General features: G+C 66.1%; 13 protein-coding genes. 3 read left to right on the forward strand and 10 right to left on the reverse strand.

The genetic code is table 11. The features are described 5' to 3' along the window. The first annotated feature begins 75 nt into the window (after nt 1–75). Complete coding sequence (locus VVD47_RS13375) at nt 76–906, forward strand: hypothetical protein (protein ID WP_327603973.1); 831 nt, start codon at nt 76–78, stop codon at nt 904–906. A gap of 82 nt (nt 907–988) precedes the next feature. Here VVD47_RS13375 and VVD47_RS13380 read toward each other — a convergent pair whose 3' ends face one another. The 8 genes from VVD47_RS13380 to VVD47_RS13415 all read right to left on the reverse strand — a co-directional run bounded on the left by VVD47_RS13380 (nt 989) and on the right by VVD47_RS13415 (nt 8,939). Then, complete coding sequence (locus VVD47_RS13380; RefSeq protein WP_327603974.1) at nt 989–1,279, reverse strand: DUF971 domain-containing protein; 291 nt, start codon at nt 1,277–1,279, stop codon at nt 989–991. Between the two features lie 22 nt (nt 1,280–1,301). Beyond that, a complete protein-coding gene (locus VVD47_RS13385; protein ID WP_327603975.1) occupies nt 1,302–2,174 on the reverse strand; it encodes an ABC transporter ATP-binding protein in 873 nt (290 codons plus the stop codon). Beyond that, complete coding sequence (locus tag VVD47_RS13390) at nt 2,171–3,157, reverse strand: ABC transporter permease (protein WP_327603976.1); 987 nt, start codon at nt 3,155–3,157, stop codon at nt 2,171–2,173. Before VVD47_RS13390 ends, VVD47_RS13385 begins: the two co-directional genes overlap by 4 nt. A gap of 14 nt (nt 3,158–3,171) precedes the next feature. Next, nucleotides 3,172–4,617 (reverse strand): ABC transporter substrate-binding protein, encoded by a 1,446-nt coding sequence (locus tag VVD47_RS13395; protein WP_327603977.1) that lies wholly within the window; start codon nt 4,615–4,617, stop codon nt 3,172–3,174. A 285-nt stretch (nt 4,618–4,902) separates the two neighbouring features. Further along, nucleotides 4,903–5,850 (reverse strand): HEAT repeat domain-containing protein, encoded by a 948-nt coding sequence (locus VVD47_RS13400; RefSeq protein ID WP_327603978.1) that lies wholly within the window; start codon nt 5,848–5,850, stop codon nt 4,903–4,905. Nucleotides 5,851–6,151: 301 nt separating this feature from the next. Further along, complete coding sequence (locus VVD47_RS13405; RefSeq protein ID WP_327603979.1) at nt 6,152–6,385, reverse strand: 4Fe-4S dicluster domain-containing protein; 234 nt, start codon at nt 6,383–6,385, stop codon at nt 6,152–6,154. Nucleotides 6,386–6,412: 27 nt separating this feature from the next. Next, on the reverse strand, nt 6,413–8,134 hold the full coding sequence (locus tag VVD47_RS13410; RefSeq protein WP_327603980.1) for a fumarate reductase/succinate dehydrogenase flavoprotein subunit: 1,722 nt from the start codon (nt 8,132–8,134) through the stop codon (nt 6,413–6,415). A 43-nt stretch (nt 8,135–8,177) separates the two neighbouring features. Beyond that, the gene (locus VVD47_RS13415) at nt 8,178–8,939 is read right to left on the reverse strand and encodes a GntR family transcriptional regulator (RefSeq protein ID WP_327603981.1); all 762 of its coding nucleotides are present in this window, start codon (nt 8,937–8,939) and stop codon (nt 8,178–8,180) included. Between the two features lie 380 nt (nt 8,940–9,319). Here VVD47_RS13415 and VVD47_RS13420 point away from each other — a divergent pair, with 380 nt between their 5' ends. Next, the gene (locus VVD47_RS13420; RefSeq protein ID WP_327603982.1) at nt 9,320–10,198 is read left to right on the forward strand and encodes a LysR substrate-binding domain-containing protein; all 879 of its coding nucleotides are present in this window, start codon (nt 9,320–9,322) and stop codon (nt 10,196–10,198) included. A 131-nt stretch (nt 10,199–10,329) separates the two neighbouring features. Continuing rightward, nucleotides 10,330–10,923 (forward strand): NPCBM/NEW2 domain-containing protein, encoded by a 594-nt coding sequence (locus VVD47_RS13425; protein ID WP_327603983.1) that lies wholly within the window; start codon nt 10,330–10,332, stop codon nt 10,921–10,923. Nucleotides 10,924–10,959: 36 nt separating this feature from the next. On the opposite strand, the gene VVD47_RS13430 is transcribed toward VVD47_RS13425, so the two are convergent. Together VVD47_RS13430 and VVD47_RS13435 are read right to left on the reverse strand one after the other, a co-directional pair. Continuing rightward, nucleotides 10,960–13,158, reverse strand: coding sequence for a diguanylate cyclase domain-containing protein (locus tag VVD47_RS13430; RefSeq protein ID WP_327603984.1), 2,199 nt, complete (start codon nt 13,156–13,158; stop codon nt 10,960–10,962). Nucleotides 13,159–13,188: 30 nt separating this feature from the next. Further along, entirely contained in the window at nt 13,189–14,988 is a 1,800-nt protein-coding gene (locus VVD47_RS13435) for a GGDEF domain-containing protein (protein WP_327603985.1), read from the reverse strand. Nucleotides 14,989–15,128: the final 140 nt, after the last annotated feature.

Genomic DNA, 15,128 nt, shown 5'->3' on the forward strand with positions numbered 1-15,128 from the left:
AGCCGGCGCACAACCCTTCGGCTATTGCGCTGTACACCACTGGGCGCTCAGATTCGAGCAAAACCCTACACACCGGTGTCGCTGAAAGTAGCAGTAAATTCGCTCCCACCGAAAACCGTAAATGGCAGAAAAGTGATGCCAAACGCTTGGGCCATCGGCCTTTACAGCTACTCAGCCTCTCATCCAGGGGCTGAGGGCTTCAACAGATTCTACGACTCTGTTCTTGCCGTCTTTCAGGCGGCTGGAATCACGCCAACATACTTTGCTGCTGAAGGCGCTGGCTATAGAGGCAATCTCACAAAGTATGGCGGACGTACTCACGCCAAAGCCCTGAGGACGGGCTTTTCTGACCTTCACGTGATGTCGTTGGTAGCCAATCCAGCGGAGAGCGATGAGCCTGCTTACGATAGTTTCGCTTCCGCTTCGTTAGCGTACGTGAAAGACACAGGTGAGACGTTGCTTTGCTTGGCACTGGAAGAGCGTCTCTTGGAATTCGGAGGTAGTGCTTTCGAGAATGTTCTTCAGTCTCTTGTCTGCTTGAACTCATGGGACTTTGGTTACGCACTCTCTCAGCCCGCTGAGAAGAAACCGGAGTTCCATGTTCTAGGGTTGGATGGTGGTGTTGTCAGCCAAGAAGACAGTCGGCGGCTAAATGCGTGGTACGCGGCCCCGCCGAAAGAGAGGCTGCGCAAGCTTAGAGATATCTATCCGTACCTTGTGCTTAATGCCGCACAGTTGGCCGCGCCGGTCTCCGGGGATCATGTACTAGAGAACGTTGCCCGATCAGAATCACTATCAACGCTGAACAGCCTTGACGGCACATCTCTTTGGCTTTGGAAAATTCCACCAGAAGCAGTAACCAACCTCAGAGCCAAGTTGGTTGGTTCTGGAGTCTTGATTACGTAGAACAAAGCCCCATCCACCCGCAGCTCGGGTTGTTGGATCGCGTACGGCGCATTAAGCGTAGCGCAATGCGCCGGATGTCTTCTTACAGCATGCGCACGTAGTCCCAGGGGTAAATGCCACGCTCATGTCCGTCGCTGAACACCGGGTTCATAGCCTTGTCGGCGACGAGGCGGATTTCGCGGATACGCAAGCCGTCCGCCACCACGGGCTCGCGCCCTTCGCGTCGGTCCTTCTCGCAGAAGGCGCAGCGGCAGGCGCGGCGCAGGGTGGCGACGCTGAGGCTGGTTTCGCTGCCGTCCTGCCAGCGGATGCGCAGTGTGTCGTCGTGGACGGCGATGTCCGTCGGGGTCATGTCGAGAGTCGTGGCCTGCATGTCGGTGTTCAGAGGGCGCGATTCATAGCACGGCCTGCATGCCTTCGCCGGCCAGCGTATTGTCGAAGCCTTCCAGTCCGCGCGAGCCCAGCTCGCCACCCATCGCGGCGAGGCTCTCTTCGCGGATGAGGGACTTGAGCTGGCGCACCAGCGCGAGGAAGGTGGGGGACGAGGTCATGTCCGGCGTGCGGGGGCGCGGTAGCGGGATGGGAATCTCGGCCTTGATGCGGCCGGGTCTGGCGGTCATCACGTAGACGCGGTCGGACAGGAAAACGGCTTCCTCGATGTCGTGGGTGATGAACATCACCGACAGGCGCAGTTGCTGCCACATGTTGGTGAGGATTTCCTGCATCACCACGCGGGTCTGCGAGTCGAGGGCGCCGAAGGGTTCGTCCATCAGCATAACCTGCGGGCTGGTGGCGAGTGCGCGCACGATGCCGACGCGCTGCTTCATGCCGCCGGAGAGCTGGTCGGGGTAGTGGTTCTCGAAGGCCAGCAGGCCGGCCAGCCCCAGCAGCGTGCGTGCGGCGGCGGTGCGCCCGTTGGCGGACACGCCCTGCATCTTCAGGCCGAACTCCACGTTCTTGCGCACGCTCATCCACGGAAACAGCGAGTACTGCTGGAACACCACGCCGCGGTCGGCGCCCGGCCCCTTGATCGGCGCGCCGTCCAGCAGCACCTGTCCATCGCTGGGCTTGAGGAAGCCGGCGACGATGTTTAGCAGGGTGGACTTGCCGCAGCCGGATGGTCCGATGACGGAGACGAACTCGCCGGGCTGCACGTCCAGCGATACGTTGCTGACGGCGTCGATGCTGCTGCCGCGCTGGGCGTAGCGCACGGTGAGATCGCGGATGGCGATGTGGCCGCGCGTGGCGGTGGAAGTTGTAGCACTCATCGCTCGCCTCCTTGCGTGCAAAACGCCAGCCAGGGCATCGCGGCCTTGCCGACCACGCGGATCAGCCCGCTGCACAGCAGGCCCAGCAGGCCGATGGTGATCATGCCGAGCACGATCTCGGAGTAGGTGATCAGCGAGTAGGCTTCCCAGGTGTAGTAGCCGATGCCGAACTGGCCGGAGATCATTTCGGCGGCGATCAGCGATACCCAGGCCACGCCCATGCCGACGGCCAGGCCTGTGAAGATCTGCGGCGCGGCGCCGGGCAGGATGACGTGCCACATCAGCGCGCCTTCCTTCGCCCCGAGGCAGCGACCGGCGCGCAGCAGCACGCCGTCCACCGCCTGCACGCCGCTCACGGTGTTGAGCAGGATGGGGAAGAAGGCGCCGATGAAGGTGATGAAGACGATGCTCACCTCGTTGTCCGGCCACAGCATGATGCTGATGGGCACCCAGGCGATGGCGGGGATGGGGCGCAGCGCTTCCAGTGCCGGAAAGAACAGGCTGCGCATCAGCTTGTAGCGGCCGATCAGCAGGCCCAGGGCTATGCCGACCACGCCGGCCAGCGCGAAGCCCAGGAAGATGCGGCGCAGGCTCAGCACCACGTGGGTGCCGAAGCGCTTGCTCTGCGTCACCTGTGCCACCTTGTCCATCACCTCGCCGGGCGTGGGGATGTTGGTGAAGCGGATGTAGAAGTCCAGCTTGTACTTCGTCGCCAGATGCCATATGAGTACCAGGCCGACCAGTGAGCAGGCGCCCAGAACGTAGCCCAGGAGGTGGTGGCGCGCCCAGGCAAGCAAACGGAAATACGGTGGAGAGGGCGGAGGCGGCAAGGCCGCGCTCGGTGGCCGCGGGGCGGCCCGCAGTACGTCCTCGGTGCGTGCCAGCGTGGGCGGGTTGGGGTGGTGCTCCCGTCCCGCCGGGGACGCCACGAAGTCGCTGCCGGACCGTTCTTCCTCGACGATGCGCAGATTGCTCGCTTGCATGCCTCCGCCCTCCCTTACTTGAGCGCCGCCAGCGCGGCGACGGCCTCGCTGTAGGTGGCCAGCTTGCCGCCGATGGCGGCGGCGCGTGCCTCGGCATCCTTCTTCAGCAGGAAGGGCAGCACCACCGGCCTCTTGGCATCGCTGACATTCACCGCGTAGAAGGCCTTGTCGGCGAACACCTTGATGTCCAGCACGTCGTCATATACATAGGCGGCACTCACCTTCTTGCCGCCACTCTCGGCCGACCTGATGGCCGACAGCGTGCACACCGGCGAGGCGTGCGCGGTGACGCCGCCGCCTTCCACCCACACTTCACCCGCATCGCGCGGCTTGGCGATGGGCAGCTTGCACAGCGGGTCGGTGCCGGACAGCTCGTAGTTGGCGTAGCTGGTCTTCGCCTTGTCGTAGTCCTGACCCAGCTCCTTGTAGGCCTGCCGCAGGTAGCTCTCGTTCACCCAGGCGTTGATGTTGAAGTCGCCGACGCGGTTGAGCTTCTTCAGCACACCGTGGGCGACGCCGATGGTCTCCAGCCACTTGGGCTTGATACTGGGGTCCAGCGTGTGGATGCCGCCGGGGCCGAGGTAGATGTAGGCCACTTCCTTTTCGATCTTCGTCCATTCCTCGATCTTCGTGGCGGCCTGCACCGGGTTCTTGCGCACCCAGTCGTTGGCTTCCATCAGGGCCTTGATGTAGGCGACCACCACTTCCGGATACTCGGTGGCGAAGTCCTTGCGGGCGACGACACCGTGGAAGGTCGGCACCTTGGTCTCGGCGCCGTCGAAGATCTTGCGGGCGAAGCCGCGGTAGGGCAGCAGCTCGGCGAAGGGCACGAAGTCACCGTGACCGTCGATTTTCTTCTCCTGCAGGTTGGTGGTGCCGACTTCCGGCGACTGGCTGACCAGGTCCCAGTAGGTGTCCGGCCAGCCGCGCGTCTGCATGGCCTGCAGCATCATGCCGTGCGCCGCGGAGCCGAAAGGCACCGACACCAGCTTCCCCTTGAGATCGGAGAGCTGGTAATAGGGTGAATCTTTATGCACCACCACGCCGTTGCCGGAGCCCAGCGCGTTGTAGGCGATGATGGCGATGAGCTGCGTCTCGTTGCCGGTCTGCTGCTGGCCGGTGGCGCCATTCACCAGCAAGGGGTAGTCCCCCATCATGCCGATGTGCAGCTTCTTGGCCATCATGCCGTTGGTGACCGGCGGGCCGGAGGTGAAGTTCTGCCAGTCGAGCTTGAAGTCGATGTCCGCGTACTTGCCGGTCTTCGGCAAGTGCTTCTCCAGCAGCTTCATCTCCTTGATGACGATGCCGCCGGTGACGGTATTGGTGGTGGTGTTCTGCGTGCCGATGCCGATGATGACTTCGGTGCGGGCCTGCGCGCCGGTGGCGAACAACAGGCCCGCGCAGGCAGGAAGCAGGGCGAGGGTGAAGCGGCGTACAGCGTGGCGAAGGGCGGGTGTCATGTGACTCTCCAGTAAGGGATGAGCGGGACACGTCTTTATGTCCTGCATTTAGCAAGTCAGATGCCACCTTCGGCGTCCCCGCATGCGCTGCGCTGTGCAGGCGGGCCGGTGCTGCGTAATGCGTTGTTCAAGTGCGCTTGCGGGCTACATGTATGAATCGGAGCGTAGGTTGGACTGAGCGGCGCGAAGCCCAACATTGATTCGTTGCGCACTGAGTTGGGCTTGCTTCGACTTGGCTCAGCACAAGTCGTTGTCGCTCAGCCCAACCTACCCGTCGTTGGTTCTTCACCCCTTCCGTTGAGCGATGTCTATCGCCGTGAGCGCCAGGCGCGCCAGCTTGCGCACGTCCGGGTCCGGGTCGTTGGCGGCAATCTCCAGGGGCGCAATCGCACGCGGGTCGCCGATCTCGCCGAGCGCGATCGCCGCTTCCTTGCGCAGGTTGGACAGATCGTGCGACAGCGCCTCCACCAGCACCGGCAGGCCGGCCTCGGCCTTCAGCCAGCCGAGGCTGCGCGCGGCCTTCACGCGTACCTGCCAGTAGTCGTCCTGCATCGCGCGAACCAGTTCCGGCACGGCGGGGCCGAGGCGCAGCTTGCCGATGGTCTGTGCCGCTTCCTCGCGCACCATCCAGGCGCTGTCACCCAGCGCGCGGGTGAGTGCGGGCAGCACGCTGACCTCGCTGGCGTAAGCCAGCGCGCCCACCGCGATGCGCCGCACTTCGACTTCCGGGTCGTGGGCGGCGACTTCAGCCAACTCGCCAAGTGCTTCCGGCTTCTTCAGGTAGCCGAGCACGCCCACGGCCTCGCGGCGCACGCCGGCGTCCGGGTCGCGCAGCGAGTTCATTGCTGGGGTGAAGGACTCGGCGACGCGCAGCGCGCGCAGGGCGCGGAAGGCAAGTGTGCGGACCTCTGCGTCCGGGTTCGATAGCACGGCCAGCAGTGGCGGGGCGGCGGAGGCCTGCTTCAGTTCGGCGAGCACCACGCCGGCGGCGGCACGGACTTCCGGCACCGGGTCATGCAGCAGCGGTGCGAGGGCGGATACCACTTCGATTTCTTCGTAGCCTTCCAGCGCCTTTGCGGCTTCGGCGCGCACGCCGGGGTCGGTGTCGGTCACGCGCGGCAGCAACAGCGGGACGATGTCGTCCTCGTCGCTGTAGGGCAGCTCCATGACGGCGAGGCGGCGCACTTCGGCGTCTTCATGTTGCAGGCGGTCCTGCAGGTTCAGGTCCAGCATTCAATTCTCCTTGGCAGTTGTTCGCGGTCTGCCGACCTGCGCTCAACCAGTGCTCTTTTCTATGGTCAATTCCCTGGAAACCCGTCATTCCCGCGGAAGCGGGAATCCAGCGTCGTTGTCGGCCGTTGAACGGCACTGGGTTCCCGCTTTCGCGGGAACGACGAGGTTCTGGAATCTGGTCCGCTCGAGATGCTCCGTGCGGTCCTGCGCACCGACAGCGCAAAGCCGCCGGGTACCTGCCCGGGCGTAGCCGGTTCGCCTTGGGCACGTAGAAGGGCAGGAACGACGGACATGTATGTGCTCAACGAAGCAGGTACGGAATGTCTACGTGCACCGCACCGGTCGGGCAGTCCGTCTCGCAGGGCAGGCAGTACCAGCATTCGTCGAACTGCATGAAGGCTTTCTTCTTCACGAGGTCGATGGCGAGCACGTCCAGCGGGCAGACGTCGACGCAGACGGTGCAGCCCTTCTCGGCGATGCACTTCTCTTCATCCACCTTGACGGGAACCTGGGTGAGCGTGATGGCGATAGTCATTTCTGTTCCTCTCGTTCTGTCGACGTGTCAGGCGGCACGCGGAATGCGCATGCGGTTGTAGGCGTCGCGTTCCTCGTCTTCCACCGGCACGATGTAGGGCTCGATGTCCTTCTTGCGCATGGCATAGCCGCCGTTGGCGCCGCGCGACAGCAGGCTGTGGCAGAACCAGTTGGCGTCGTCGCGCTGCGGGTGGTCGACGTTCAGGTGGTACAGGCCCCAGCGGCTCTCCGTGCGGAACAGCGAGGCGTGGGCGGCCATCTCGGCGCAGTCGAGGATGGAGTGCGCTTCCATCGCGCGCATCAGTTCATGCGGGTTGGCGGCGCGCATGCTCTGGATGTCCTCGCGCACTTCTTCCAGGCGCTTGAGGCCGATGTGGTACTTGCGGGTGATCTTCGGCGGCTGGAGGTAGTCGTTCACCAGGCGGCGCGTCTTGTATTCGATCTGGAACGGTGTCGGGCCGTCGGCGCGTTGCAGGGGCGCGAGGATGCGCTGCGTTTCGGCAGCGACGGCGGCCTCGTCCAGCGCTGCACGTTCCACGCTGCCGCAGTACTCGGCACCGTTGTCACCGCAGTGCTTGCCGTACACGAAGGCGCCCAGCATGTAGTTGTGCGGCACGCTGGCGCAGTCGCCGGCGGCGTAGAGGCCGCGTACGGAAGTCTCACCGCGCGAGTTCGTATGGATGCCGGACGCGCTGTGGCCGCTGCAGAAACCGATCTCCGAGATGTGCATCTCGATCATCTCGCTGCGGTAGTCGTTGCCGCGCTTCTCGTGGAAGCGGCCGCGGCTGGGGCGCTCGTTGGTGTGCAGGATGGTCTCGATGTTCTGGATGGTCTCCTCCGCGAGGTGGTCGAGCTTGAGGAACACCGGGCCGTTGCCGCTCTGCAGTTCGCTGTAGAACTCCAGCATCATCTGGCCGCTCCAGTAGTCGCACTCGATGAAGCGCTCGCCTTTCGAGTTCGCCGTGTAGCCGCCGAAGGGGCCGGTGACGTAGGCGCAGGCGGGGCCGTTGTAGTCCTTGATCAGCGGGTTGATCTGGAAGCATTCCAGGTTGGCGAGATCCGCACCGGCGTGGAGGGCCATGGCATGGCCGTCGCCGCAGTTGGTGGGATTCTCGTAGGTGCCCATCAGGTAGCCGGAGGCGGGCAGGCCCAGGCGGCCGGCGGCGCCGGTGCACAGCACGGCGGCCTTGCAGCGGATGACGTAGATGTCGGCGGTGCGGCAGTCGAAGCCCATCACCGCGGCGATCTCACCATTCGGCCCGGTGATCAGGCGCGTGACGACGACGCGGTTGGTGATCTCCACGCGCGCCTTCTTCAGCTGGCGGTAGAGGATCTTCTTCATGTGGTGGCCTTCCGGCATCGGCAGCACGTAGCTGCCGAGGTGGTGCACCTTGCGGACGGCATAATCGCCGGTCTCGTCCTTCTCGAACTTCACGCCCCAGCGGTCCAGCTCCTCGATCATCGCGAAGCTGTTGGCGGCGTAGGCCATCACCGCTTCCTGGTCGACGATGCCGTCGTTGGCGACGGTGATTTCCTTGACGTACTGCTCCGGCGTGGCGTGGCCGGGAATCACCGCGTTGTTCAGCCCGTCCATGCCCATCGAGATGGCGCCGCTGCGCTTCACGTTGGCCTTGTCGATCAGCAGCACGCGCAGGGACGGGTCGCGTTCCTTGGCCTTCACCGCGGCCATCGGGCCACCGGTGCCGCCGCCGATGACGACGAAGTCGAATTCCAGGTCGATGCGTTTCATGTGGGTTCTCCGTTGCGACGGGTGCGTGCGGGTGGCGTGAGGGTCAGGTGCGATCGATGCGAAGCCGGTACTGGAAGGCATCGCCGCGGTAGTAGAGGTATTCGAAGTCGATCGGCTGCTCGCGGTAGCCGTCGTGGGCGTACGTGAGGCGCTCGATGCGCAGCAGCGGCGAGCCTTCGGTGATGCGCAGCTGGCGGGCCAGCAGCTCGTCGGCGAGGATCGCCTCGATCTGCACGTCGGCATGCGTCAGCGGGTGGCCGAAGTCGTTTTCCAGGATCACGAAGATGTCGCGCCGCGCGAGGTCTTCCTTCGCCAGGCGCTCGCCCAGCGATTGCGGGAAGTAGCTGACGTCCACCGAGATCGGCTCGCGGTTCAGGTAGCGCAGGCGCTGGATCTCGAAGACCTCTTCGCCGGGCGTGCAGCGCAGGTGGCCGGCCACCGTGTCGCTGGCGGCGACCGTGCGGGCCGACAGCAGCTGCGAGAAGGTCTCGTAGCCGGCCGGTGCCATCGCCTCGCCGAAGCCCTGCAGGCGCGACAGGTTCTGGAAGGCCTTGGGCTTTGCGACGAAGCTGCCCTTGCCCACCACCTTGAAGATCAGGCCTTCCTTCTGCAGGTCGCCCAGCGCCTGGCGAATGGTGATGCGGCTGACCCCGAAGCTCGCCATCATCTGGCTCTCCGAGGGCATCTGCGAATGCGGCGCGTAGCTGCCGTCGAGGATGCGCGCGCGCAGGATCTCGCGGATCTGGCTGTGCAGCGGCACCGGCGACATCGCGACCAGGGTTTCGCCTGCGCCGGGGAGGATCACTGAAGCGGGGGTGTCCGCCTGCGCGTCCCCCGCTGCATCCGTTCCCGCATTGGCCCTGCTTCTGCCGGTCTTGCTGGTCACCATGTCGATTGCTCCGCATCCAACCTGTTATGACAGGTTCTATTAAGCAACCATGATGCCACGCGATCCGCTAGACCCTTCTACGAATAAATGATTGATTTATATCAATCTCCGTATTTGCGGGAATAAGCCTGCGGTGCCGCGATGCACCGGGCGGGGGTGCGGAAGTGGTGCAATGGGGCGGTGACGAACGCCGCTTGGCACCCCGGAGCGACTTGGCTATCGTATGAGCAGAGGGAATCGAATCCCCATTCCGATAAGCAAGGGTTATTTACAGGCATTTTCACTCAAGGCCACCCATGAACCTGCATCTGCTTCGCGTCTTCGTCACCGTCGTCGAACAACAAGGCTTTTCCCGCGCTGCCGAGGTGCTGGACATCAGCCAGCCCGCCGTCTCCAAGGCGGTGCGCGAGCTGGAGTCCCAGCTCGACACCGTGTTGCTGGAGCGCGGCGGCAAGCAGCTGCGCCCCAGCGATCCCGGTCGCGTGCTGTACGACTACGGCCGCGCGATCTTCGCGCTGGAACGTGAAGCCGCCGAGGCGGTGCGCGCCTACTACGCGCTGGAACGCGGGCGACTGACCATCGGTGCCTCGACGACCATCGGCACCTACTGGCTGCCGCCGCTGGTGGCGACCTTCCACCGCGAGCATCCGCAGGTGCAGATCACCCTGCGCACCGGCAACACCCAGCACGTCGCGCAGTGGCTGCTCGACTGCGAGGTGGACGTGGCGCTGGTGGAAGGCCCGGTGGACGACGATCGGCTGGAGTCGCGCACCTGGCGCAGCGAGGAGATGGTGGTCGTGGCGCCGAAGCAGTCGGCGTGGAGCCGTGCCAAACAGGTGGAGCCGGCGCAGCTGAAGAACCAGGTGTGGGTCATGCGCGAACCCGGCTCCGGCAGCCGCGAGGTGGCCGAGCGCGTGTTGGCGGAGCTCGGCATCGACCACGGCCAGACGGTGGAGGTCGGCAGCAACGAGGCCATCGTGCAGACCGTCGCCGCCGGTGCCGGGCTGGGTCTCGTCCCCCGCGTGTGCGCCGAGGGCCAGCTCGCGATGGGCCTGGTGATGTGCCTGCCGCTGGTGGGCGAGGCGATCACCCGTCCGCTGTTCCGCCTGCGCCTGCCGCGCCGCCCGGTCAGCCAGGTGGCGCTGGCCTTCGAGGCGATGCTGGGGGCGGTGTGAGGCTTTCCCGGGGAGGTGCGCCCCAAGCCTGTCCCTGCCGTCGCCCGGCCGTTTGCCGCGCCGCAACCTCCACCGCGCGCGGCAGGCGCTAGCATGCGGCCTTTCCCAGTTCTACCACCGGAGTAACGCCGATGTCCGCCCCGATGTTCTCCCCCTTGCAAGACCGCCTCATCGCTCCGCTGCGCCGCATGCCCGCGCAGGACATCGGCTACTGGCTGATGACCGTCGTGCTGGTGCTGTTCGCCCTGTGGGGTATGCACACCCTGAAGAGCCAGGCCGAGCGGCGGGTGATGGATGGCGAGTGGATCGATCTCAACCGTCTCAGCGGCGTGAAGATCAGCCAGGGCTACGGCAATCCGCGCATGGATCGCTCTACCGACGACAACAACCTGCTGGTGGCGGGCCGTGCCTACGAGCGTGGTGTCGGCACCCATGCTCCCTCGACCATCACCCTGCCGGTCCCGGCAAGGGCGCAGAGCTTCACCGCCTATGTCGGGCTGGACGACGAGGCGCCCGGCGGCGAGGTGGCCTTCGAGGTGCGTGGTGATGGCCACACCCTGTGGCGCAGTGGCGTGGTGAAGAGCGGCCAGCAGGCGGTGCCGGTCAACGTGCCGGTGCAGGGCGTGAAGGAACTGGAGCTGGTGGTCGACTCGCTGACCGACCAGGACTTCGACCATGCCGACTGGCTCAATCCCGGTTTCCGCCTCGGCGCACCGGGCTCCTGAGCGCGGCGCCGCTCGCCGCGGCTGAGGGCGCGCGACTCAGCCGATCTGGCCCAGCCCCAGGCCCAGTTCGCCGGACAGCACGCGGCGGTTCTTGCCCCCCTGCTTGGCGGCGTACATGGCCTGGTCGGCGAAGTGCATCAGGTTGACCGGTGAGGTCTCCTCGCCGGGCGCATGCAGCGAGATGCCGATGCTGGTGGACAGCGTGGCGTGGATGCCGTCGCCCAGATCGAAAGGCTGCTCCATGGCGGCGATCACCTTGTCGGCGATCGTGCAGGCGTCGATGGCGCCGGACTGCAAGTTCTCCAGCAGCAGCACGAACTCGTCGCCCGCCAGGCGTACCACCATGTCGCTGCGACGTACCGAGTCGGTCAGGCGCTCGCCGAACTGGCGCAGCACCGCGTCGCCGGCCGGGTGACCGTAGAGGTCGTTGACGTTCTTGAAGCCGTCGAGGTCGAGGAACAGCACTGCCAGCGGCTTGCCGTTGCGCTGGGCGCGGGCCATGGCCATCGGCAGCTGGGCTTCCAGCATGCGGCGGTTGGGCAGCCCGGTCAGCGTGTCGGACAGGGCCTGCTCGGAGAGGACCTGTTCGCGCAGCTTGCTGTCGGTGACGTCATGCGCCATGGCGAAGAGCCCCAGCAGCCGGCCGTCTTCCATGTGCGGGATGAAGCTCAGGGCCAGGTGCCGGTTCTCGCCGCGCAACACGACATCGAGATCGAAATCCACCCGCCGGCCCTTCAGTGCCTCGGTGGCATGGGCGTACAGGGTGGTGTCGAACAGGCCGCCCGACATGTGGCCCAGCGGCTGGCCGACATTGGTGTCGGGGTCGACGTCGAACCACACGCGGAAGGTCTCGTTCATGAAGGTGTAGCGCAGCCCGGTGTCGAGATGGCCGACCATCACCGGCAGGTTGTCGGCGATGGTCCGCAGTTCGTCCTGGCTGCGGCGCAGCAGGGCTTCGCGCTCGCGTAGCTGCAGGCTGACCTCGGCCTCCTTCTCCATCGCCGCGCGCAGGGCATCGTTGGCCTCTTCCAGCGCTACGGTGCGGTTGGCGACGCGTGCCTCCATTTCCTCGCCGAAGGACTTCAGCGCCCGCGACAGGCGCTGTGCCTCGCGGTAGTCGTCCATCAGCGGCATGTCGCGGCGGCTGCCTTCGCGCAGCGCGTCGGCGGCCTGGCCCAGCCGGTGCAACGGGCCGGCGAGGTGGCGCGACAGGAGGGCGGACAGCAGCATCGCCAGCAGGAACACCAGCGCGCCCACCGCTGCGACCTGGCGCTGCAGGTCGGCGACCGTCTCGAAGGCGTTGCCGATGTCCTGCCGCAGCAGGATCACCCAGCCCAGGCCGGGGCTGGCGGCGCTGGTGCTGCCGGCGGCCTGGGCCATCAGGTACTCGCGGCCATCGTTGCCGGCGACCACGGCGTAGTCGCGTCCGCGCGACAGGGCGATCTGGTTGAGCTCCTCGCGCATCGACCTGCCCAGCGTCTCCGGCGGCCCGAGCAGCACTTCGCCGCTGGCGTTGAGCACCATCATCTCCAGGCCGGCGCGTTCGCGCGCCGGTTCCAGTGCCCGGTCGCGCAGCGCCTGTGCCCACTCCCAGCTGAAGTGCGCGCCCACCACGCCGACGAGCTGCCATTGCTCGTCGTGGATCGGCATGGCGACGTCCAGCAGGCGCAGGGGGCTGCCATCGGCCGGGCCCGGCACCAGCTTGGCGAGCAGCTTGGCCTCGTGCACATCCACCATGGCCGGCCCCTTGAGGCCGCGCTGGAACCAGTCGCGGGCCGACACGTCGGCGCCCTCCAGCAGGCCACCGGTGGCCGCCATGACCTTGCCGCTGGCGTCGGTCGCGCCGATCCACACGTAGGCCGGGAAGCTTGCCTGCAAGGCCTCCAGCGCCTGCCGCTGCTCCTTGCGGTCGGGCTTGCTGGTGTGGAACAGCGAATGCGCCGACACCTGCAGCACGTCGCGGTAGCGCTCCAGCAACGCGGCGGAGAACTGCTGCTCCATCTGTCGCGCCGTGGTGGCCATGCCGTGGCCGATCTCCTCGCGCAGCACGCGGCTCTCGGTGCGGCCGACCAGGAAGGTCAGGATCAGCGTCAGGCCGAGGGTCAGGCCGGCGAAGGCGAGCAACAGCATGAGGCGCAGCGACCACACGCGGGGTACGGCAGTGGTTCCGGATGCGGCGGTGGCGTAAGCGGCAGGGGTGGCAGCGGTGACGAGGGCAGGGGCGGTCGGTTCCATGCCCTTATATCGGCGCCACGGGCGCCAACTTCATGCTGTCCGGCCGGCTTCCTTGCGGGTGCGTCCGTTGCGACGCTCGACGAAATAGTTGCTGCCCTCTCGGGTCTTGGCGATCTTCTTGGCCTCGGCGGCACTGCGCGCCACCATGCGATGGCTGTCGAAGTCGCGCGGGCGCACGCGCGCCACGCCGGCGGCGATGCTCACCAGCGCGTGGAACATCTCCTGCCCCTGCCGGTTCTGGGTGACATAGCCGCCCACGGCCAGGTGCTCGTCGCTGAAGTAGGCCCGCACGCCGCTGTCGAAGCTGGCGATGGCGCGCTGGATACGCGCCTCCCAGTCCTGCGAGGTCAGCACCATGACGAAGTCGTCGCCGCCCACGTGGCCGAGGAAGTCGCGGTCCGGGTCGGCCGCCTGCGCCAGCACGCGGGCGCTGAACAGGATGATCTCGTCGCCGGCGCGGTAGCCATAGAGGTCGTTGTAGGCCTTGAAGCTGCCCAGGTCCCAGTGCACCACCACGAACTCCGCCTGCTGGCGCAGCAGGCTGTCGATGTGCTCGTCGATCGGCACGTTGCCGGGCAGCAGCGTGAGCGGGTTGGCGTAGCGCGCCGAGAAGAGCTGCAGGTCGGACACTGCCTTGATCAGGTCGCTGATCCGCCCCGAGCCAAAATAGCCGCCATCCTGGGTGACGATGAAGCCGTCCACCAGGAAGCGCTCGTCGATGTTGGCCACCAAGTCGGACATGGTGCGCAGGGAGGCGCTGGCGTCGAACACCAGCGGGCTGCGGTCCATGATCTCGGTGCAGGAGCGCTTGCCGAAGAGGTCCAGGAAGAAGCGGTCGGCCGCGCGGCTCATCGTGTCCAGGCTGCGCAGGATGCCGATCGGCCGCTCCTCGTCGTCCAGCACCGGCAGCGAGGACAGTCGCGGATCGGCGCGGAACATCTGCAGCACGCGGGCGCAGCTGAAGTCTGCCCGCACGGTGTGGCTGCGCTTGGCGAGCTGGCTGGCGGTGGTGGTCTTGAGGCCGCTGATGCTGTAGAGGCGGGTGCTGTCCTGGTACCCGCCCAGCAGGACGTCGATCTCCGGCTTCAGCGTCGTGCGCGGCGCCGGCTGCGGCTTGGAGAACAGGTAGCCCTGGCCGTTGGGCATGCCCAGCTGGCGCAGCACGCGCAGGTCGGCTTCCTCTTCGAGCCCCTCCGCGATGACGTTGCAGCCGCTGCTGGTGGCGATGTCGAGGATGGACTTGATGAACTGCTGCTTCATCGGGTCGCGCGACAGGCCATCGATGAAGTGGCGGTCGATCTTCACGAAGTCCGGTCGCAGTTCGGACCAGCGGCGCAGGCTGGCGAAGCCCTCGCCGAGATCGTCCAGCGCGATCACGAAGCCCATCTTGCGCAGGCCGTCGATGGCCTGGCGCAGCGCCACCTGGTCCAGCACGGCGCGGCTCTCGGTCAGCTCGATGACGATGCGCGACGGCGGCAGGTCCAGCCGCGCGAACTCGCGCCGCAGGACTTCCTCGCGATGCAGGCTGGCCACCAGGGTGTCCACCGACACGTTGAGGAAGAGCTGGCCCGGCAGGGCCAGTTCGACGAAGCGGCGCACGATCACGCGCAGCGCGCAGGTTTCCAGCTCCACCAGCTGGCCGCACTGCGCGGCGGCTTCGAAGAGGATCAGCGGCGAGTGTAGCCAGGAGTCGGACGGGCCGCGTGACAGCCCCTCGTAGCCAAGGATGCCGGCCCGCTCCAGGTCCACGATGGGCTGGAACAGCGGAGTGATGGCTTCGGTGTCGATGACGCGCGCGATGTCGCGGCGTTGCGCGTGCGGATTGGGCAAGCGGTCCACGTCGCTGATGGCTGGGGAAAACACGCCGCCAATATAGAGACGGACTGGGGCGGTTTTATTTCAGTTCGGCGACGGCGTGTGAAATGCCGGCACAGGAGCACGGATTCTTGATCGGCCGCAAATCCGGCCGA

Origin of the sequence: Uliginosibacterium sp. H1 (assembly GCF_036017065.1) — a bacterium.
GTDB lineage: Bacteria > Pseudomonadota > Gammaproteobacteria > Burkholderiales > Rhodocyclaceae > Uliginosibacterium.

Excerpts from the sequence above, each read along its gene's own strand:
- VVD47_RS13380 (WP_327603974.1), bottom strand. The coding sequence starts at position 1,279 with ATGCAGGCCACGACTCTCGACATGACCCCGACGGACATCGCCGTCCAC.
- VVD47_RS13385 (WP_327603975.1), bottom strand. The coding sequence starts at position 2,174 with ATGAGTGCTACAACTTCCACCGCCACGCGCGGCCACATCGCCATCCGC.
- VVD47_RS13390 (WP_327603976.1), bottom strand. The coding sequence starts at position 3,157 with ATGCAAGCGAGCAATCTGCGCATCGTCGAGGAAGAACGGTCCGGCAGC.
- VVD47_RS13395 (WP_327603977.1), bottom strand. The coding sequence starts at position 4,617 with ATGACACCCGCCCTTCGCCACGCTGTACGCCGCTTCACCCTCGCCCTG.
- VVD47_RS13400 (WP_327603978.1), bottom strand. The coding sequence starts at position 5,850 with ATGCTGGACCTGAACCTGCAGGACCGCCTGCAACATGAAGACGCCGAA.
- VVD47_RS13405 (WP_327603979.1), bottom strand. The coding sequence starts at position 6,385 with ATGACTATCGCCATCACGCTCACCCAGGTTCCCGTCAAGGTGGATGAA.
- VVD47_RS13410 (WP_327603980.1), bottom strand. The coding sequence starts at position 8,134 with ATGAAACGCATCGACCTGGAATTCGACTTCGTCGTCATCGGCGGCGGC.
- VVD47_RS13420 (WP_327603982.1), top strand. The coding sequence starts at position 9,320 with ATGAACCTGCATCTGCTTCGCGTCTTCGTCACCGTCGTCGAACAACAA.
- VVD47_RS13425 (WP_327603983.1), top strand. The coding sequence starts at position 10,330 with ATGTCCGCCCCGATGTTCTCCCCCTTGCAAGACCGCCTCATCGCTCCG.
- VVD47_RS13430 (WP_327603984.1), bottom strand. The coding sequence starts at position 13,158 with ATGGAACCGACCGCCCCTGCCCTCGTCACCGCTGCCACCCCTGCCGCT.